20 protein-coding genes are annotated in these 19,526 nt (G+C 25.6%); 2 read left to right on the top strand and 18 right to left on the bottom strand.

Features of this window, described 5'->3' with window-relative positions; all coding sequences use genetic code 11:
- Positions 1–16 precede the first annotated feature (16 nt).
- The 17 genes from GXM21_RS03620 to GXM21_RS03540 all read right to left on the bottom strand — a co-directional run bounded on the left by GXM21_RS03620 (position 17) and on the right by GXM21_RS03540 (position 16,998).
- On the bottom strand, positions 17–721 hold the full coding sequence (locus GXM21_RS03620) for a flavodoxin (RefSeq protein WP_008538502.1): 705 nt from the start codon (positions 719–721) through the stop codon (positions 17–19).
- A gap of 56 nt (positions 722–777) precedes the next feature.
- Positions 778–1,155 (bottom strand): MerR family transcriptional regulator, encoded by a 378-nt coding sequence (locus GXM21_RS03615; protein WP_008538503.1) that lies wholly within the window; start codon positions 1,153–1,155, stop codon positions 778–780.
- A gap of 22 nt (positions 1,156–1,177) precedes the next feature.
- Positions 1,178–1,417 (bottom strand): hypothetical protein, encoded by a 240-nt coding sequence (locus GXM21_RS03610; RefSeq protein ID WP_008538504.1) that lies wholly within the window; start codon positions 1,415–1,417, stop codon positions 1,178–1,180.
- Positions 1,418–1,528: 111 nt separating this feature from the next.
- Positions 1,529–2,413, bottom strand: a complete 885-nt coding sequence (locus GXM21_RS03605) for a LysR family transcriptional regulator (protein ID WP_008538505.1) — start codon at positions 2,411–2,413, stop codon at positions 1,529–1,531.
- A gap of 62 nt (positions 2,414–2,475) precedes the next feature.
- On the bottom strand, positions 2,476–3,366 hold the full coding sequence (locus GXM21_RS03600) for a type II restriction endonuclease (protein ID WP_008538506.1): 891 nt from the start codon (positions 3,364–3,366) through the stop codon (positions 2,476–2,478).
- A gap of 23 nt (positions 3,367–3,389) precedes the next feature.
- Entirely contained in the window at positions 3,390–4,217 is an 828-nt protein-coding gene (locus GXM21_RS03595; RefSeq protein ID WP_008538507.1) for a DNA adenine methylase, read from the bottom strand.
- A 20-nt stretch (positions 4,218–4,237) separates the two neighbouring features.
- Positions 4,238–4,954 (bottom strand): TRM11 family SAM-dependent methyltransferase, encoded by a 717-nt coding sequence (locus GXM21_RS03590; RefSeq protein WP_008538508.1) that lies wholly within the window; start codon positions 4,952–4,954, stop codon positions 4,238–4,240.
- Between the two features lie 123 nt (positions 4,955–5,077).
- Positions 5,078–5,353 carry a hypothetical protein gene (locus GXM21_RS03585; protein ID WP_008538509.1) on the bottom strand — a complete coding sequence of 92 codons (276 nt, stop codon included), beginning with the start codon at positions 5,351–5,353 and terminating at the stop codon, positions 5,078–5,080.
- A gap of 348 nt (positions 5,354–5,701) precedes the next feature.
- Entirely contained in the window at positions 5,702–8,275 is a 2,574-nt protein-coding gene (locus GXM21_RS03580; protein ID WP_008538510.1) for a CRISPR-associated helicase/endonuclease Cas3, read from the bottom strand.
- 70 nt (positions 8,276–8,345) lie between these two features.
- Entirely contained in the window at positions 8,346–9,176 is an 831-nt protein-coding gene (cas5b, locus tag GXM21_RS03575) for a type I-B CRISPR-associated protein Cas5b (protein WP_008538511.1), read from the bottom strand.
- A 3-nt stretch (positions 9,177–9,179) separates the two neighbouring features.
- Positions 9,180–10,097, bottom strand: coding sequence for a type I CRISPR-associated protein Cas7 (locus GXM21_RS03570; protein ID WP_008538512.1), 918 nt, complete (start codon positions 10,095–10,097; stop codon positions 9,180–9,182).
- A 15-nt stretch (positions 10,098–10,112) separates the two neighbouring features.
- The gene (locus tag GXM21_RS03565) at positions 10,113–11,912 is read right to left on the bottom strand and encodes a hypothetical protein (protein WP_008538513.1); all 1,800 of its coding nucleotides are present in this window, start codon (positions 11,910–11,912) and stop codon (positions 10,113–10,115) included.
- Between the two features lie 30 nt (positions 11,913–11,942).
- Positions 11,943–12,635, bottom strand: coding sequence for a CRISPR-associated endoribonuclease Cas6 (cas6, locus tag GXM21_RS03560; protein ID WP_008538514.1), 693 nt, complete (start codon positions 12,633–12,635; stop codon positions 11,943–11,945).
- Between the two features lie 513 nt (positions 12,636–13,148).
- Positions 13,149–14,402 (bottom strand): cytosine deaminase, encoded by a 1,254-nt coding sequence (gene codA, locus GXM21_RS03555; protein ID WP_008538515.1) that lies wholly within the window; start codon positions 14,400–14,402, stop codon positions 13,149–13,151.
- A gap of 43 nt (positions 14,403–14,445) precedes the next feature.
- Positions 14,446–15,198, bottom strand: a complete 753-nt coding sequence (locus GXM21_RS03550) for a creatininase (protein ID WP_008538516.1) — start codon at positions 15,196–15,198, stop codon at positions 14,446–14,448.
- Between the two features lie 36 nt (positions 15,199–15,234).
- The gene (locus GXM21_RS03545) at positions 15,235–16,707 is read right to left on the bottom strand and encodes a sodium:solute symporter family transporter (RefSeq protein ID WP_008538517.1); all 1,473 of its coding nucleotides are present in this window, start codon (positions 16,705–16,707) and stop codon (positions 15,235–15,237) included.
- A gap of 120 nt (positions 16,708–16,827) precedes the next feature.
- On the bottom strand, positions 16,828–16,998 hold the full coding sequence (locus tag GXM21_RS03540) for a hypothetical protein (protein ID WP_008538518.1): 171 nt from the start codon (positions 16,996–16,998) through the stop codon (positions 16,828–16,830).
- Positions 16,999–17,315: 317 nt separating this feature from the next.
- Between GXM21_RS03540 and GXM21_RS03535 the strand changes: the two genes are divergently transcribed.
- A complete protein-coding gene (locus tag GXM21_RS03535) occupies positions 17,316–18,506 on the top strand; it encodes a PucR family transcriptional regulator (protein ID WP_008538520.1) in 1,191 nt (396 codons plus the stop codon).
- Between the two features lie 69 nt (positions 18,507–18,575).
- Entirely contained in the window at positions 18,576–19,058 is a 483-nt protein-coding gene (locus GXM21_RS03530; RefSeq protein ID WP_008538521.1) for a prolyl-tRNA synthetase associated domain-containing protein, read from the top strand.
- Here GXM21_RS03530 and GXM21_RS03525 read toward each other — a convergent pair.
- Entirely contained in the window at positions 19,053–19,490 is a 438-nt protein-coding gene (locus GXM21_RS03525; protein ID WP_008538523.1) for a GNAT family N-acetyltransferase, read from the bottom strand. The genes GXM21_RS03530 and GXM21_RS03525 overlap by 6 nt on opposite strands.
- Between the last annotated feature and the right edge of the window lie 36 nt (positions 19,491–19,526).

Here is a 19,526-nt window from a genome sequence, read left to right as displayed (position 1 = left end):
TAAATGTATATTTAAATCAAATATTATAACCTAAATCATTTAACCATTCATCAATTTCATTTTGACTAAACTCTACATCTTCAGCTCTAATTGTTATACCTTCAATTACATTTGCATTTGGCTCTAATTTTTTAATTGTATTTATAGTGTCAGAAAAAGCGCTACCGCCAGAAGTATTAAACGGAATAATTGTCTTATTACTCAAATCATATTCATCAAAAAAACTATACATTGCCATTGGCATATCATACCACCAATTTGGATAACCCACGAAAATAGTATCATAATCATCTAAATTTGTTATATGATTTGCAAGTTCAGGACGAATATTATTTTCATGCTCCTGTTTTCCTTGATTAACAGTCTCATTATATGTTGATGGATACTTATTTACTGTCTGAACAGAAAACATATCCCCTTTTGTTTTCTCTTGAATAATATGTGCTACTATACCTGTATTACCAGTATTTTCATCATTCCATTTTTGTATACTAGCGCTAGCTGAAGCATCTACATCTTGTGGCAATTCACTATTTTCACCATAAGAAAAATAAACTATTAATGATTTTTTCATATTTGCATTGCCCTCTGTTTGTACTTCTTCCATATTTGTTGAAATAACAGGCTGATTATCTTGTGTATCTTTAACTTCTTCATTTGCACAACCTACAGCTACTAAAGATATCAATGCCATTGAAGTTAATATCATTGTTTTTTTCATAATTATTTTCCTTTCTTCTATCCCTATAAAAATCAAGAATATTCAAATATTTTTATTTAAAATATTAAAGCATTTGTCTTAGGTACTAAAATATTATCATAATTATTAATTTGATAATTTGCTTTTTCTATCATAGATTGTAAATTCGACATTTTTTCTAATAATATTTGCTTAGATTTTATTAATAAATTTTTGCGTTCTTGATATGTATTATTGCCACATTTTGCCAAATTTATATACTCTATAATATCGTTTAAAGACATTCCACTATTTTTTAATGTTTGAATAAATTTTATCCAATTAATAAAATTCTCATCATAATTACGTTTGCCACTATTATCTCTTGGTACATTAGGTAATAATCCTATTTTTTCATAATATCTTAAAGTATCTGCTGATAGACCTATTTCTTGTGATATTTCTCCAATTGTCATTTTTACTTCCTCCTTATCTCTTTCATTTGCATTTATCCTTTTTTAATAAATAAATTACATAGTCTACACAATCCAACTTCTTTTGCATCTCATGAATAGCTTCCAATAAAATAAATCTTTGCTTCTTCAAAAATTTTATATGTTCACTTTTTTTATTTTTAACTATACCTCCTAGACATTTATTAAATTGACCTACATCTAATTTATTTAATGAATTCATACTTTTTGTAGAAAAATTTTTATGATTTTTTACTATTACCATATATATCACCTAAAAAAATAATGTGAATGTAAATCAAATATTTTTTATATCAACTTACATTCACATTATAAAATAAAAATCAAATATATGTCTAATACCTATTTTTTAATATCATTTCATGCTTAAAAAGCATTGTATATACTCTATAAATTTCGTTGTAGCCAAATTAAATGGCTGATGTCTTTTCCAAACTAAAACACTATTAGCTATCAAAGCTGGATATAGTGGTATGCATTTTATTCTATTTTCATCTAAAAATGGCAATGAGCCTTTAATAATTAAAGTATTTCCCAATCCTTTTTCTACCATAATACTTGCATTTGTACTCATATTACTTGTAAATGAAATATTCAGTTTATCATAATACTTACCAAACCAATGTGCTAATTCATTTTTGGCTTTTGGTCTACGTGCTAATATTATTTGTCTTTTGCTCAACTGTTCTGCAGTAACAAATTCTTGCTTAGCTAATTCATCATCAGCTCTCATTACAGCACCCCACACTTCTTTTGTCTGCAATCGAATATATTCATACTTTTCTATATTCACAGGCTCTAATAATAAACCAATATCTATTAATCCTTTATCAATTTTTTCTTTGATCTCATCTGCATTTGCTGTATATAAATCATAAACAATAAGTGGGTGCTTCTTTTTAAAACCAGCTAATATATCTGCTAGTGTTGATACAGAACTTAATTCTCCACATCCCAAAGAAATCACACCATCTAACATTTCATCTTGTTCATTTAATTCTTGTTCTGTTTTGTCCACTAAAGAAATTATTTCTTCTGCCCTACGTCTTAATAACATTCCTTCATTTGTTAAACTTATCTTTCTAGTTCCACGATTAAATAATTTTACTCCAATATCTTCTTCTAATTGAGCTAATTGTCGACTCAATGTTGGCTGGGTAATATGTAATACATTCGCTGCTTTTGTTATATTTTCTTCCCTTACAACAGTTAAAAAATATTTTAATACTCTAAATTCCATAAAATTCACCTCACAATATAATTATATAAAAAAATGCACTAGAAAAAATTCTAATGCATTTTTTATTTAAAAAGTTTTGTTAAAATTCCATTTTCCATATCATTTATATTATATATATTATCCAATATATTGAAAGTTTCTTGTAAATTCTTTTTCGTTGTTTGCCAACCTTTACCATCAGTAATCCAAACAAAATCTATATTATCTAAGTCTTTAAATTCTAATGCTAATTCTTTATAACTTCTTGCCGTTTCATTTAATTTAGAACCTTGTGTTGTATAAAAATTTGTCTCAATTAAATAATATTTTTGCTCTGTTTTAACAACAAAATCAAATTTTTTCTCTGATTTTTCTTTTTTACTACTTTTAAATATTTCATCAATCTTTAAATTAGACAAATCTATATTAAAATCTTCTTTCAAGCGATTTTTACTTACCTGCGTAAAATAATTCTTTTCTTTAACAAAACCACTTTGTAAAATATAACTTTCCACCAATGTTTCCATTGCTTTCCCTGTTCTATTTTTTCTAGTATTAGTATCTAAACCTACTTCTACACCCAAGATATAATCATATAAATTGGCTATAAGATGATTACTCAATAAATCAAATATTCCCGTATTTTCCATGAATAAAGCATACTCATCTATGCTATAATTCATCTTTTTAAAATTGTAATAATATTTTTGTACTGTATCATTAATGATTATTACATCTGTTGTTCTTTTAGCTATTAATAAGGGTATTACTTTCAATATTTGTGGATATTCTAATAATAATTTTTTAAAATCTTCTCTTATATTTTTACTATTTATTAAACTGTTTAATATATATATTTCTGTTTTTATTTTTTCTGCATTTTTGTATACTTTTTCAAAATCAGTATAATATTTCCAAGTAGCAATTGAATCATTCATGGTTGATAACCATTTATCAAAATCTCTATTTTTCATAAATAACTCCATATTATCTTTTATTAATAGTTTGTTATAATTACTTCTTCGCCTTTTCTATTATTGGCATCAGAATTAATATATCTTCTAACCTTTATAACTTCTCTTGAATAATTTTTATACAAATCCTCAATAAATACAGTATTATGATTAGTCAACATACAAAAGCAACCTTTTTTAGTTAACCTATCAAATAAAATAGCTAATCTTTTATGACTTTCAATATCAAAACCTTCTTTAGTATACGCTTCAAAAGAATTATCATTTAATGGGGCATATGGACTATCTAAAAAAATAAAATCTCCTTCTTGTGCATTTTGACAAGCCACTTCAAAATCGCCCTCTAAAATAGTTACTTTTTGTAAATATCTTGATACAGCTTTTATATTGTCTTCATTAAAAGATTTTGCCAAACTATTATTAAATGGTACATTAAATAAACCTTTGCTATTTACACGATATAATCCATTAAAGCAATGTTTATTTAAATAAATAAACAAACTAGCTAATTCTATATCATATTCAGATTTCATTATCTTATCATTAAATATTTCTCTTTTTTTATAATAATATTCTTTAGGTTCAACATCACTTTGAATATCTATTTTTGATAAAAAATCCATTAACTCAATAGGATTATATTTTATTTGATTATACACATTTATAAGTGCTTTATTTATATCATTAATTATTGCCTTATCTGGTGTTATACCAAACAATACAGCGCCACCACCTATAAATGGTTCTATATAATTTTTATATTTCAAAGGCATTTTTTCCTTAATATAAGGTAATAATTGGCGTTTTCCTCCTGCCCATTTTATAAATGGTGATATATTATTATCTATCAACTCATCATCTCCATAAAAATTTACTTTTTCTCAAATATAAAAATATATTCATGTGCTAATAAATAAAAAGAATGCTTTATATTTACCCATTTTAAAGTAGATTTACAATTATGTTGTTCTTTTATTATTATATCTTTTAAAATAAAACCTTGCTGTTTAAAAATATTCATTACATAAAAACCTAAAGGAATTAAAATTCCTTTTTTTCTAATATCGCCTACCATAATAGCACAAATATGATTAGATTTTAACACACGATACGATTCTTTTGCTACATTTTTCATAGCTAACAAATATTTTTCAACACTTAATAATGATATATCATATCGATTATCTTTACTATACTTAATGATATTAGCATATGGAGGATGTGTACAAATACAATCTATACTATTATTTTTTATAAAATATATATTTTCTGCACTACATAATCTTATATGAATATGTGATGATGTTTTACACTCAAAATTTAAGTTTTTTTCTGTTATTTTATATGCCTTCTCATTAACATCTATACCAATAATATTTCTATTTAATAATTTAGCTTCAATTAATGTTGTTCCACTTCCCATAAATTGATCTAATATCCAATCATGTTCTGCTGTAAATTTTAATATTAAATTACGAGGAACATATGGTGACCAATTTCCACGATACATTCCTGAATGTGTAGCCCAATTGCCTCTTTTAGGAAAAGACCATACTGTTGTCATCTCCAATTTAAAATTATCCTTCATATCATCATATCCTATAGTTTTTCTCAATTATACTATAAAGACATATTACTAAGGTTTCATCTAATAAAAAAACATAAGAATATTATTTTATACAAAACAACATCCTTATGTTTATACCATCATTTAAAATTTTATCTGATATACTAAAGATTTTACTACTGCATTTGTTAAATCTTTATCGTCCATATAATTAACTGCTGTTGAAGCTAAGAATAATTCCAATGCACTTATTTTCGTTAATCGTTGCACCTCATTAGCAACTAGATATCCCGCTGCTAATTTCAATGCTTGATCATCTTTTAAGTCATCTTTCAAATCATCAAACGCATTTGCACTGACAGTCATAGTAGACATCACCATAATACAAATAGTAACCAATAATATTTTTATTTTTGTCAAATATATACCTTCAAAGTCATAGTTTGTATATTATAACAAAAATAATCCTTTCAGTCTATAAAAATTATTAATAGCTTATATATTTATTCATAATAATTTATTATTATTTTTTGTTTTAAAATATTTATATATTTCCATTACTAAGTTCATTTAAAACAACTTTTGTTACTGTTAATCTAATCGTTATATTTACCCTAGTATCTACAACAGCAAATTTAAAAACAACATTTATTACTATTAATTCCTTATTTTTAAGATTTTATATTTTATACTCTAATTTAAACAACATTCTAGAAAAATTTTAACCAACATAATAAATCTATATTATTAATAAAATAGATTTATGCTTCAATTCTCAATATATAATATCTCTCTATTAAATTTGTCTTTTATAAAATATTTATCGCCATCTTCCAAGCAAGTAATATTACCCATTTGTTCATAAAATTTTCCTATACGCAAATTATGTTTACTAACTTGATAGATAAAATTATTCATTTTGCTTGTAATTCTAGATAATTCAATTTTCCACTCGGCATAAGACATAGTTTTTCTGCCATTTTCCCATAAATCTACATAACTATCCCAAATTTGTTTTCCATCTAAAATTTCACCATCAACACATAAAGTCCTAATTATATAAATTTGTACCATATCCTGTGTATCATCAATCAACTTCATATGAGTAGATATACTTTCATAATTTAAATCAGAAATATCTTTTATAAATTCATCAAAATGATAGCTATATTTTCCCATGGTAGTTTCTAATACTTTCTTATAATACTCATCAAACAATTTTAATTCTAAAATCTTTTGCATATTTACATCTTTTAATACAATACTTTCACTCAACCGTACATCATCTTTGTATATATCGCTTGCTTCATCAACTTCAAAAAAATATGCTATACCTTCTTTTTTGCAGGAACGATTTATTCTACCCAAAAATTGCTCTTCGCTATCCAACTTTGATATATTTTTATAACCGATATCCATATCTATATCTACACCAGCTTCGATAACTTGTGTAGATACTAAAATTATAGTATCTGTAGCTTTTTTAACTTTATCTAAAATCCTCTTTCTCTCTGCTATGCTATCATCACCAGATAAATATTCTATTTGCACATCTTTAAAATCTTCATTCTCTTGTAAATCTACCCAAAAATCATGTGCTGTTTTTTTCTTTATAAATTCAATCAAAATTTTCTTATCTGATTTTAGATATTGTTTTAAATGCGTTTTTAACTCATCTAATATACTATCTTTATCAACTTTTAATAAATCATAATTTAACTTTACACGATTTTTAAAACAATCCACTGCAAAAAATCTACTCGAGTTTTCTAGCAAATCTACTGCTTGTGCTTGAAATCTCGATAAAATATCCAAATCTGGCAAAGTAGCAGACATTATAATGATTTTAATATTAAACATTTTCGCTAATTCTTTTAAATAACATATTATTTCAGCCCAAATTTTATTTTTATAACTTTGAATTTCATCTAGAACAATTACACTATTTGCCAATTGATAAAAAGCCAATACATCACTTTGTCTATTACCAAAGATAATATTAAATAAACTAACATGTGTTGATAAAATCATAGGATAATTTAAAAATTGTCTATCAAGTAACGCTTTTTGATAAACATCTTTTTCTTCATTATCATTTAAATCTTTTTCTGATACTTTTATCGGCGTTATTGAATTTATTACTGCAATATTTTGTTTAATGTCTTCATTATCAGCAAAAACCTTCTCTAAAGTTTCTAAGTTTTGTTCAACTAAAGTATTAAAAGGATAAATATAAAATATCTTTTGTAATCTCTTATCATGTTGCATTAATTTAAAACTAGCATTAATAGCTGTATTACTTTTACCACTACCTGTTGGAGCTTCTAAATAAAAGATATTTTCATCAGTATTAGCTTTTATTTTTTCTTCTACTTCACAAAAAATCTCACTACGTAAAATATTAATATCTGTTACTGTATTTAATTCTTCATTACTTATAGGATATCTTTCTTGTTGATATTGGCGAATATTCTTTAATAAATCAGTATTCTCATAGACACTATCCCATTTATCAATATCATTTAAATCAGTATTTTCACTAAAATCCGCCTCATTCATAAATTCTGATGTAGCATAATAATCACTAGCTACTAACAAAGAATATAACCAGCGTATATAAATAGATAAATATACCCCTTGTTTAATACTTCTTTTACCTACTTTTTCAGCATCTTTATCTACTTTGTTTAAATTTCTAAACATATCTTCTATATCAGATTTTATAAAATCTATCTTAACTGAATAAATATCTTCATTATTTATAATTCGTTTTAATTTAGAAAAATACGTATCATCATCTAAATTTATAAGCTTAGTAAATTCCGTTAAACTTCCTAATTCGCTATGATGTCTAGCTATAATATATCCATTATATAAAATGAACTCCGCCAATAAATTTACAATCTCGTCTTCATTTTTTTCATCATAAACAAGTTTTCTACAATAATCCATATAAAACATTGATGATAAAAAAGAATGATGTGTATTTACATATGCTTCATTTTCTTTAAAATCATTGACTTTTAATTTCATCAATTGAAAATTTGGATTTACTTTCCCTATATCATGAAAAATAGGTATCGTCATAATAATTTCTTTTAATAAATCTTTAGCTTTATTTTTTAACTTATTATCAATATTTTCTTTCTGCCAAAAAACATCACAAAATCTGTCAAAAATTTCATCTGAATTTTTACTCTGCCAAAATTTAAAAAAATACTTATTTGTTAATTCAGTATGTGCTAGTAAGGTTTCATATATTATTTCATTATCTTTAGATTTTTTATGAGCCTTGTATCGATTTAGATTTTTAACTAAATTTTTTAAGATATCCGCTTCCATAAACAATCTCCTTCCTAAATTTAATTTAATAAACAACTCTTGTTTCTATTAATCGTTTATAGTATTTCAATCAATAAAATACTATATTTTTTCTTTTTTTAGCTTCTATTGCTTCTTTATTATCTTGATTTGATATTGAATATACTTGTTTACTATCTAAAAATTTAACAAAACCATTTGTATATACAAATCTTTCTAATTTGTAATTATTCACTTCTGCATCGATACTTTTTGGCAATGCTTCTTCATATTTAAATCGACTATATGATTCAATTTCATCTTCACTCAAAATTTTTCTTAATTGTCTCGAATTTTTTTCTATAAACTCTATATTATCTTTCGCCATAAAACTATCAATTCTATAATCATCTTGTATTACAGTTTGAGCTTCTTCTACGCCTAAATACTCAATATCTGCAAAATGGTCATTTGTTCCTAAATATGGATAAAATTCGCATTTATAATTTTGTATAGCTTCTTTGATTTTTATAGCTTCTTCACAATCTAGCAAAATACAAATTTCCCATTTGGGATTTTCAAGCCATTGTTCTTTTACAATCAGATTTCCACCCTGTTCTTTGGAAGCATATCCAACAGAGTTATTAAAAATCTGTATTTTTTTAGTAATAACACCTTTAGGATTTAAGGGCAAAATAGCAATCTTTAAATCTTTTAGTTTCTCATAGAATTCTGGATATGATGGCTCTAATTTGCCTTTTTTCTTTTTATTAGACAAAATATCTTGCATTTGACTATAGCCTTTATATCCTAAGATAGCCCCTAAAATACCTAATAGTGCTACTCTATGAATATTGCCATAAGTGAAATAACAATACGTATTTACTTCTGGCTTTTTAAAAAAAGCACTCTTTCCACTAAGTTTAAATTTTAAAATTTCCATTTATTACACCTCTTTAGAGGTTATGATATTAAAATGCTTAACATCTTTTATATCGTCATTTGTTAATTCTGTAGTATATGGATTGTAATAAATTTCTATAGATTTAATCTGCTGGTTCATATCATTTAATATATCCGTCAAATTCTTCAAATCTATGATATTTTTATCTTCATCTTTGGCAAAAGTTATATATTCCGATAAATTAGGTAAATAAGCATCACTTTCCGTTTCTACAAATACAGCGAATTCATTTTCACAACCAACTTTAGAATTTGTTGCAAATGCTGTAACAGATACCAATGCTGTGCGTTTAAAGTTTTGATAATCTTCTTCTGTATAACCTTCTGTAACGCCTAATTCTATTAATTCTTTATAAGCAAGTGGATTAATTACAAATGGATAAAAATAATGTGCTTCATTACTTGTAATTTTTGTACCAATAGTGGAATTTTTAGCATTTTCATCTGTTGAATCTGCAAATGGAGATAAAATTGGCTGTTCTTGCGCTGTGGAATTATCATATTTATTAAAACCTTGACCGATTTGTACTGCGCCAGTAATTGCAATATTACAACCAGCTTCTGCAAAAGTTGCACCAAAATTCTTTATATCTACAGCATTCATTAAATTAGTCAAAACTTTTTTAACATCCTTTAAATCTTCATCTTCAAAAACTTTTATATAACGTTCCTTCAATGTTCTTGGAATTAATTTTTCATTTAAAGACTTAATATAAATTACTTTTTTACCTTCATTATCCCACATTTTTTTCATTGGATATTTTAAAGCTTTATCACTACCAAATATATTGCCATCTGTTGTTGATTTTGGATATCCTGAAAAATCTGCATTCCAATTACCCATAACTGAAGAAATACCTAAAATACCATATATTCTTTTATTCATAGTTTTATCTTCCATTTTATTGTCCTCCTATTATTCCTTTTCTTCACTTTTAGTATAAATCACATTATTATCCATATAGCCAAATAAAATCATCTCTTGATTTACTTTGCCTTCTGGTTTATAACCTAAAATCATAGCATAAAGATTTTTTACACGTGAATTTTTAGTTAAAATATTATAATTATATTTTTTATATAATTGTAATAATCTTGTTTTGATAACTGTATCATTTTGAGCATTGAGTACTGGATTTATCAAAGATTGTGCTTTTTTACTAGCTTTACTTAATGATATAAAATATGCCATTAATTGACCTATAGCATAATAATACTCTTCATTATTATTAACTATTACTGCTTTATCCTTAGACATAACTTTTTCTTTTACACTCATTCTTATTTTAGTTGCTATATCTGCCATTTTTTCTCCTCCTCGTTTTTCTAAATTAGCAAAATAATCTTCAAATGACCAATGCAAATTTAATTGTGTCATTGCACGCAAATTATAATCATTAATCAATGTATTTTTTATTAATTCCAAAACAAATTGTTTTTCTACTACTTCAAAGTTATTATCAATGCCTTTATATATCCAATCAAAAATAACATTACGATACATAATAATTATTCTTTTTAAAACACTATCTTTCACACTAATATCATTTGCATCAGTAAAATAATTCGTCAATAAATACTTAGAAAAAAATATATTATTTATTAATCTTCCTACATCTGTTCTTTTTGTATAAATACCTATGTTTTTCGTATACTCTGGATATTTTTCTATATTCATCTTGAAAAAATCTTGATAATTAAAATTTAAAAGTAATTTATCTTGATAATTTACTATACTATCTTGAACTTGAATTTCCAATTCCTTACCTTTTTGAATACGCAAATAATATCCTGCTTCTATACCTGAAAATTTTTCTCTTTCTTCTTTATCACTATATGCTTCTATTTTATTATTAATTATGTCAACATATATATTATTCTTACCATTAGTAGCAAAATTCATTAGATATTCAAAAAATTGTTTTTGTAATAAAGCGGTATCTCCATCTAATAAATACGAAGCTGGATTTTTTCTTGTTTTTATAGACAAAAATGGTTTCTTAGCATTCATACCCATATTATTATCTGGAATACCTTGTATTTTCCCGTCAACTTCTACATTATAATAATTATTATTGTATATATTAGGATAAATATAACGATTATCTTCTTGGATAAATAGCTCTTTATTCTTCTTATTATCTTCTTCATTTGTTTCAAAAACTTCAAAGAAAATTTTAAGATATTCTTTTTTTTCTAAATCAACATTTACCAATTTATCAATAGAAAAAATATGCTGTTTTATCCAACTTCTACATTTTTCCAATAACGTTATATTTACAACACCATGATCTTCTTCAAATTTTTGATAGATTTTACTTGCTTCTTTAGATTTTTTATATTTTTTCTCTAAAGGATTTTTTAAAGTATCATAATAGTTATCAATAATTGCTTCTGTTAATTTAGTAGTAATACTTTCCTTTTTCACTGCAAAAGCTAAATAATTATTAGAATGAATTACTTTTTTTATATCTATTGGTTTGTTCATAGATATTAATTTACTGTGATAATCATAAAAACAAATATCATTTAATAATGTATCGTCCGTACAATTTAAATTTCTTGTTTTTTTATCAAACTTTATATCTGCATTTTTCACAGTACCATCATTTTTTACAATTACATATGAGCCATCAGCAGGAATATATCCTTTTAAAATGAGATTATCTTCATGCTTTAACATTTCTAAAAAAACATCTAAACATTCTTTAAACATAAAATTCCTCCCTTCTTTTACATAAAAAATTTATAGCCAACGATAATTTAAAAATCCACAGCCACGAGCATTCATCTCACCCAGACCAACACCTAAAGCAAAATACCATAGATCTTGAGCACGCTTATTATCTGCCACTTGTATTTGAACTTTATCTCCCAGTAATTTTATTTTTTTATACTCTATAGCAATTGGCTTTTTATTTTTAAGTTCTATTACAGTATATAAATCAAAGTCTTCATCAATTTTTTCTTGATGATACGCATTCCATTTTTTAATTAAATTAACTTTTAATCTTTGCTCAAATTCTGCAAAACTTATAGCTTCTTTCCAATAACCTTTTTCTGTTTTTATGATCATAGGTGTAAGCGTATATACGGTTTCTAATATTTTCTTTGGCAACACTCTTATTTCTGCTACCAATCCTTTAATTTCTTTTATGTGATTATCCACACATACTAATTTAAAATATTTTGCTAATTCTAAATCTACAGTACGTATAGTCAAAGTATATATCTTTCCTTTTTTATAAACCCGATCATTTTCTACTGGATATAACTGATCATAGCAGTAATTTTTAAAACTATTTTTTTCATGAAAATTTAACCACTCTTCATCAGTTTTAAAACCCGAATCAATAAAAGCTGTTATCTTTTCTTGAATTTTATTAATAACAATATCTTCTAACAAAAAGATCTCCATTCTTATTTGATATACTTTCATCAAAACACTCCTTTCAAAAACCATTAAATAATTTATATATACCTAAATAAGTAGTAATTTACTACTACCCATTTAGCGTAAAATTAAAAATAATTAATATTTCTATACCTACTTTTGCTTTAATAATACTTAAAATTAAATTTATCATCTTGTCATCCTTTCACTATAAGCTTTATTAAGTTGAGAATAATATACCATAATGGACAATAACTTGTCAATAAAATTTTAATCTTTATTAAGTTGAAAATTAAATACGATCAAAATAAATATTTTTATTGTATTCATAAGAATATTTATTTATAATAATATAAGATTTAATACTAACAAATTTTGTATTTGAAAACTTATTATAGTTTTCATTTTAGATTAACTATAACATTTGATGTTTTCTATGTTCTAAACTATATATCCTACTAAAATTTTTAAGTTTGGCATGATATGACAAAAAAACTGTAATAATTTGAGAAACTACTCAATTATTACAGTTTTTGTTTTACTAAACATTATTTTAATTTAAGATAATAATTCAATATCAGTATTTACTTTTTCTGGAATTTTATTAAACAAATATTTTCCATTTCTAATAGAAGCTAATACACCTGCACGTTCACAAACTGCTTCAAATTCACTTTTAGCATTAATAACAATAAAATTAGCATCTTTTCCAACTTCAATTCCATAAACATCATCTAGGTTCATAGTTTTAGCTCCATTTATTGTTATTAAATCCAAAGCATTATCAATTTCATCAAAAGACATCATCTGGCAAATATGAATTCCATGGTCTAAAATATTCATCATATTTCCATTTCCTAAAGGATACCATGGATCTGACATGGAATCTTGAGCAAAGCAAACATTTATATGATTATCATTCAATTCTTTTACTCTTGTCAATCCTCTGCGTTTTGGATATGTATCCTGACGACCTTGGAGATAAATATTTTCTGTTGGACATGATATAAAATTCATTTTTGTTTTACATAATAAATTCATTAATCTAAAAACATAAGCATTATTAGCCGAACCTAATGAACAAGTATGACTAGCTGTAGTCTTTTTATCTATCCCTTCCATATATGTAAGAGCTGCTAATAATTCTACATAACGAGATTGATCATCATCTGTTTCATCACAATGAACATCTATTAAGCGATCATATTTTAAAGCCAATTCAACTGCTTTATGAATAGATTTTTCACCAAATTCCTTAGCGTATTCAAAATGAGGTATTGCACCTACACAATCTGCTCCCATTTTTAAACCTTCTTCGACTAATTCTACGCCATTTTTATATGCATACATTCCTTCTTGCGGAAAAGATACTATCTGAATTGTCACTATATCTTTTAATTCTTCTTTTAACTCTAAAATAGCTTCTAATGCCTCAAAATTTTTATTAGTTACATCTACATGTGTTCTAATATATTGAACTCCTGCTAATACTTCTTTTTTTATTGCTTTTTTAGCTCTATATTTTATATCTTCTTTTGTAAATTTAGATTTTGTTTCACTCCAACGTTGTATACCTTCAAATAATGTTCCTGTTTTATTAGTTGCTCCTTCTAATTTTGTAGTGAATACATAATCTAAATGTATATGTGGATCTACATACGGAGATACTACTAGATTTCCTTTTAAATCAATAATATTATAATCATCTTGTGGTTCTATTTTACCAATTCTTTCAAATTTGCCATCATTTACTAATATAGATTGTAATTCTTTATTTCCTTTTAAACGAACATTTATAAATAAATTTTTCATAATATATATCTCCTATATGTTATACCCTAATAATATAAAATTATTATAAATTAAATTCCTTTTTACAAATATTTACTAATTCAGGAAGTACTTTATCCACTATTATTTTTCCTTTTTCAGCACTAGAATAAGCACAACTTGCTAATGCTCCTGATTCTGGTACATCATCTTTTTTCAATGGATATCTAAAATAAGGCAATGCATTTGTTGATACTACATCCACTGTTCTATCCATTTTGCAAAGCTCTGGTGCAAAATATAACATCAAAGATGTTTCTGTTACAGCTGCATGTTCTAAAGCCCAACCTGGGAAAGGCACTTTATCGAATATCAAATCTATCACATCTTCAGGCATTGGGTCCCACCAATTAGATTCAACAATTGTTGCTGCTCCATTTGTTTCTCTATTGACTAAATCCATTGCTTCAACTACAAATGCTTCATTTTCAAAATGTGCATTCATAATGAATATTTTTGTAAATCCATCTCTTATTAATTCCATCAATATATCATGAACTAAATAAATTAAAGTATTTCCATTTAAATCTATTGTTCCTGGAAATAATGGACCGCCACCACTTAAAGGTTTTGATTTATAGCCATAAACAATTGTCGGCATTACTACTCCATCTATTTTTTCTGCTAAATGTAGAGAAAATTGTTCTGCTATTTTAGCATCTGTACATAAAGGAAGATGTAGGGCATGTTGCTCTGTTGAACCGATTGGCAAAATAACTACTTTATCTTTTTTATCATTGAATTCTGGCCAAGTTAAATCGTGCATATAATACGACATATAAATTCCTCTTTCCTTTAATAATCTAATAAATTATTATTTAGCTTCTGCTACATTACTGATTAAAGCTCTATTCTTTTTATTAATAAAGACAGAAATTACTACCATACAGATAGCTGCTACAACAATAGCCATCAAACCTGCAAACCAAAAATTAAAACCAACTACATAATTGAAAATAATATAAGCAATTGGACCAACAATAGAGGAAACAATAGCTCCTTCTTTTGTAGATTTTTTAGAAACAATTGCTGCAAATAATGGAATACCAATACAAGAACCTATTCCACTCAATCCCAAATATAATACAACAGATAAAAATTCTGGTGGATCAACATAATTAAATGCAAAACAGATAAATGCTACTACTACAATCGCAATTCTAGTAACTAAAACTTCTTTTTCTGGTGAAGCATTTTTGTTTATAGTTTTAGAATAAAAATCTCTACCTACTGCCTGACCAATTACCAATAAAACAGAAGTTGCTGTAGACATCATGGCTGCAAAAATACCAATCATCATAAAAGCTGCAACTGCTGTAGGCAAAAGATTTATTGCCATTGTTACAGTTAAATAATCGGCTTTAACATCTGGGAATAACACTCTACCTGTTAAACCTGCAATATAAAAACTATTATAAACAACACTTAAAATTAAAGCTGTGATCAAGAATGTTCCAATTGTTTTTCTTTTTACATTTGGTATGGCTAAAAAACGAGAACATAAATATGGCTGACTTATAAAAATAACACACCAAAAAACAAAATTTCCTAAAACTCCAGATAATGACATTTGAGCATCAGATGCTTCATCTTGAACGACCTTCAACATATTAGGATCAATCTGTGATAATTTTTCTTCTAAACCACTAAAACCACCAACAGCATTTAACGAAACAACCAATAAAACTATACTAATAACTAACATTGGTAAACCTTGTACAAAATCAGTCCATGCTACCGATCTTAAACCACCAACAATAACATAAAAAATAATTACAACTGTTATAATAGCTAATCCCATATTAAAAGAAATACCAGTAAAAGATTCTAATAAAACAGCTGCTCCTTTAAATTGAGCTACTAACGGAAAAATATAAAAAACAGATATTACACCTGCAATTATTAAACGCAATGCTGTACTATTATATCTTTGTCCTAAATATTCAGGAATAGTCAATGAACCAAGTTTTTCTGCTTGCTGTCTCATTTTTGGCATAAGCAATACAGCTGGAATGATTAAACCTGGCACAATAGCAATAACTACCCAATAATATGGCCAGCCTACTGTAGACATAATCCCTGGATCTCCCATGAAACAAGCTGCACTAATTGAAGATGTTACATAAGAAAAGGCTAATACTACTGTAGGAGTACTGTGTCCACCTAGATAATATTCAACATCAGCAGATACACCAGATGCTTTTTGTTTACTAGAAAAATATGCTACTATTCCTACAAAAACTAAAAACCCAAAAAAGAATATTATTGATAATTCCTGTAAAGTCATTATAGCCTCTCCTTTTTATAAAAAATAAAAAAAGTTTATAGAAAATAAAATTTGATATTCCAATCCTATTTTATCTTCTATAAACTTCATTGTTTATTATTAAATCTATACTATTCAATTTTATACTCCCATAGCCTGTGTTTCTTTGACTTTTATTTGTTTTGTTTCATTTATTATTTTAACATCAACTTCATCTAATGATTCTTTTTTATACATAAAATTTAAAACTACTCCTAAAGATAATACAGCTGTAGCAGCCTGACAACCTAACATAATTACCCATGTTTCCATAATAAATTCCTCCTTAAAATAAAAAAAGCTTATACAAAAATAATTGCCAAATTCTATTACAATTATTTAATGTATAAACTTCCTTGTTTATCTTTTATATTATTTTCTTGATGTTCATATCATATCTATTTATAACTTAAAAGTCAATATTATTTATTCCAATAACATAAAATTTATACTGTTTCTACAAAGATATTTCATATATTTTGTGCAAAACTTACAAAATATATTTTCGTATAATTATAAAATCATGATTATACTATATTGTATATGCTATAATTTTTCACATATATTATCCCTTATTGGAGGTATTCCTTATGTTTCAATGTAAAGATTTATTTAAATTACCATCTTTATCTAAAATGAAAATAATTGCAGGAAATAAAGGTTTACATAAAATCATTCGCTGGAGTTATAAGGCAGAGTCCATTCATCTCGCAAAATGGGTACATGGTGGAGAACTTTTGATTGTCAGTAAAATGGTTATTCATGAAAAAGATTTTAATTTGTATAACTTCTTAAAAGAAGCTATTTCTCTAAATATATCTGGTGCACTATTACTCATTGGGCCAAATTATATTGAACAAATTCCTCAATCTGTCATAAATTTAAGTAATCAGAAACATTTTCCTTTATTTCTTATACCATGGGATACTCCACTTGTTGATATTTTTGAAGAACTAGGTCATGCTATTGCTAGTATTAATTTGATTAATGACAAACACAAAGATTTATTATTCAGTATCATTTTTAACACTAATCTATCTCTTGATTATCTAAAATATCAAAGTCAAGAAGTAAATTTTTCTTTTGATGGATATTTACAATTCTTTGAAATCAATTTTCTTTTACCTCAAAGTGAAAATGCCATTATTTTAAATGATGTGGATAAAGATACTATATGTCAATTTATTCATACATTATTTGAAAATGAACATATTCCCATTTTATCCTCTAGTTATACTAAAAATATCATCGCTTTAATTAATGTTAATAATACTTCTCTTGATACATTAAATACACTTTTTCCGCAAATATTAAACTATATTAAAGAAAATCATCCCAATTATATTGTAAATATCGGCATTGGTACACGACAAAAATCACTAGAAAAATATAAACTCAGTTATGAACAAGCCTCAAAATGTATTAATCTAGCTATTAAACAAAAACAAAAAAATATGATTTATTATTATGAACAATTAGGTTTATATCAATTATTTTACGATATAAACAATAAAACTCTATTAGAGAATTTTGTGCATAATATACTATATAGTTTAATGGCTTATGATAAAAAGTATAATACTAATTTAATACAAACTTTAGAAGTATACCTAAATAAAAATTGTAATTTAAATCAAACAGCCGAAACATTATTCATTCATCGCAATACCATAAAATATAGATTACAGCGTATTGAAGAAATTACTAATACTTCTTTAGATGATGCTTTCACTCGTTTAAATTTTTTCAACGCTATCTTAATCAAGAAATTTCTCCAATAAAATGATAATCTCTCATTTTTCATTATGATATAATATCTTTACTTATAAAAAATTAAAGGAGATTTTATTTTGAATAAGGCTGAAATCTTACAATATCTTACTGATAAACAAATACCTTTTACTAAATATGAACATGAACCTATATTTTCTGTAGAAGAAGGCGATAAATCCAATCTTCCTAATCGTGAAAAGGTCATTCGCAATCTATTTTTATGTGATGCTAAAAAGAAAAACTTCTATCTTGTTTCTTTATTTGTGCATAAAAATATCAACCTCAAAGAATTAAGTGAAAAAATTCCTAGCAAACGTCTTAGTTTTGCTAAACAAGAAGCTATGGAACAAATGCTAGAAGTAAAACCTGGTAGCGTTACACCACTTGCCATATTAAATAACAAGGATAAAAATATCTTAATGATATTTGACAGTGAATTACAAAATCAAACAATAGGTATGCATCCTATGGAAAATACAGCCACTGTATTTTTAAAATTTGAAGATTTATATACTCTATTACTACCTCATGGTAATGAAATTCGCATTATTGATTTATAAGGTTTTTATAAATAATAATTGCCGATTTTCTTTTAGAGAAATAAATTCATGATATATTTCAAATTCTAACTTTTTGTGAAGTTTTATACTAGCTATATTCTTTCTAGCTACTTGAGCAGTAATTACCTTATATCCATAAAATTTAGCTATATTTTGTATTAACAGTATACTTTTAGTTGCTAATCCTTTATTCCTAAATGGTTTAAAAATTTCTACTCCTTCGCTAACTACAGTACTAGTATGTTGATATAATGATATCATACCCACTATCTGTCTATTTTCTACAATAGCAAATATCTCAAAAAATTTATTTTTATATTTCAATAAATTCCATTCTCTTATTATCTGTTTAAATTGTTCTTCTTTTAAATTAGGCATATAATATTTTGTCAATTCAAGATAATCATTTTCATTAAAATGTCGTAAATACAATTATTTACACCTCTAAATAGTTATTATATAGTAAAG

The sequence above is a fragment of the Megamonas funiformis genome (assembly GCF_010669225.1).
Classification (GTDB): Bacteria; Bacillota; Negativicutes; order Selenomonadales; family Selenomonadaceae; genus Megamonas; species Megamonas funiformis.
Note: the sequence above shows the minus strand (reverse complement) of the source record. Positions and strands in the feature narration are given on the sequence as shown.

What these genes read in the sequence shown, in the direction of transcription:
- GXM21_RS03620 (WP_008538502.1), bottom strand. Translation starts at nt 721, where the DNA reads ATGAAAAAAACAATGATATTAACTTCAATGGCATTGATATCTTTAGTA.
- GXM21_RS03615 (WP_008538503.1), bottom strand. Translation starts at nt 1,155, where the DNA reads ATGACAATTGGAGAAATATCACAAGAAATAGGTCTATCAGCAGATACT.
- GXM21_RS03610 (WP_008538504.1), bottom strand. Translation starts at nt 1,417, where the DNA reads ATGGTAATAGTAAAAAATCATAAAAATTTTTCTACAAAAAGTATGAAT.
- GXM21_RS03605 (WP_008538505.1), bottom strand. Translation starts at nt 2,413, where the DNA reads ATGGAATTTAGAGTATTAAAATATTTTTTAACTGTTGTAAGGGAAGAA.
- GXM21_RS03600 (WP_008538506.1), bottom strand. Translation starts at nt 3,366, where the DNA reads ATGAAAAATAGAGATTTTGATAAATGGTTATCAACCATGAATGATTCA.
- GXM21_RS03590 (WP_008538508.1), bottom strand. Translation starts at nt 4,954, where the DNA reads ATGAAGGATAATTTTAAATTGGAGATGACAACAGTATGGTCTTTTCCT.
- GXM21_RS03580 (WP_008538510.1), bottom strand. Translation starts at nt 8,275, where the DNA reads ATGGAAGCGGATATCTTAAAAAATTTAGTTAAAAATCTAAATCGATAC.
- cas5b (WP_008538511.1), bottom strand. Translation starts at nt 9,176, where the DNA reads ATGGAAATTTTAAAATTTAAACTTAGTGGAAAGAGTGCTTTTTTTAAA.
- GXM21_RS03570 (WP_008538512.1), bottom strand. Translation starts at nt 10,097, where the DNA reads ATGGAAGATAAAACTATGAATAAAAGAATATATGGTATTTTAGGTATT.
- GXM21_RS03565 (WP_008538513.1), bottom strand. Translation starts at nt 11,912, where the DNA reads ATGTTTAAAGAATGTTTAGATGTTTTTTTAGAAATGTTAAAGCATGAA.
- cas6 (WP_008538514.1), bottom strand. Translation starts at nt 12,635, where the DNA reads ATGAAAGTATATCAAATAAGAATGGAGATCTTTTTGTTAGAAGATATT.
- codA (WP_008538515.1), bottom strand. Translation starts at nt 14,402, where the DNA reads ATGAAAAATTTATTTATAAATGTTCGTTTAAAAGGAAATAAAGAATTA.
- GXM21_RS03550 (WP_008538516.1), bottom strand. Translation starts at nt 15,198, where the DNA reads ATGTCGTATTATATGCACGATTTAACTTGGCCAGAATTCAATGATAAA.
- GXM21_RS03545 (WP_008538517.1), bottom strand. Translation starts at nt 16,707, where the DNA reads ATGACTTTACAGGAATTATCAATAATATTCTTTTTTGGGTTTTTAGTT.
- GXM21_RS03540 (WP_008538518.1), bottom strand. Translation starts at nt 16,998, where the DNA reads ATGGAAACATGGGTAATTATGTTAGGTTGTCAGGCTGCTACAGCTGTA.
- GXM21_RS03535 (WP_008538520.1), top strand. Translation starts at nt 17,316, where the DNA reads ATGTTTCAATGTAAAGATTTATTTAAATTACCATCTTTATCTAAAATG.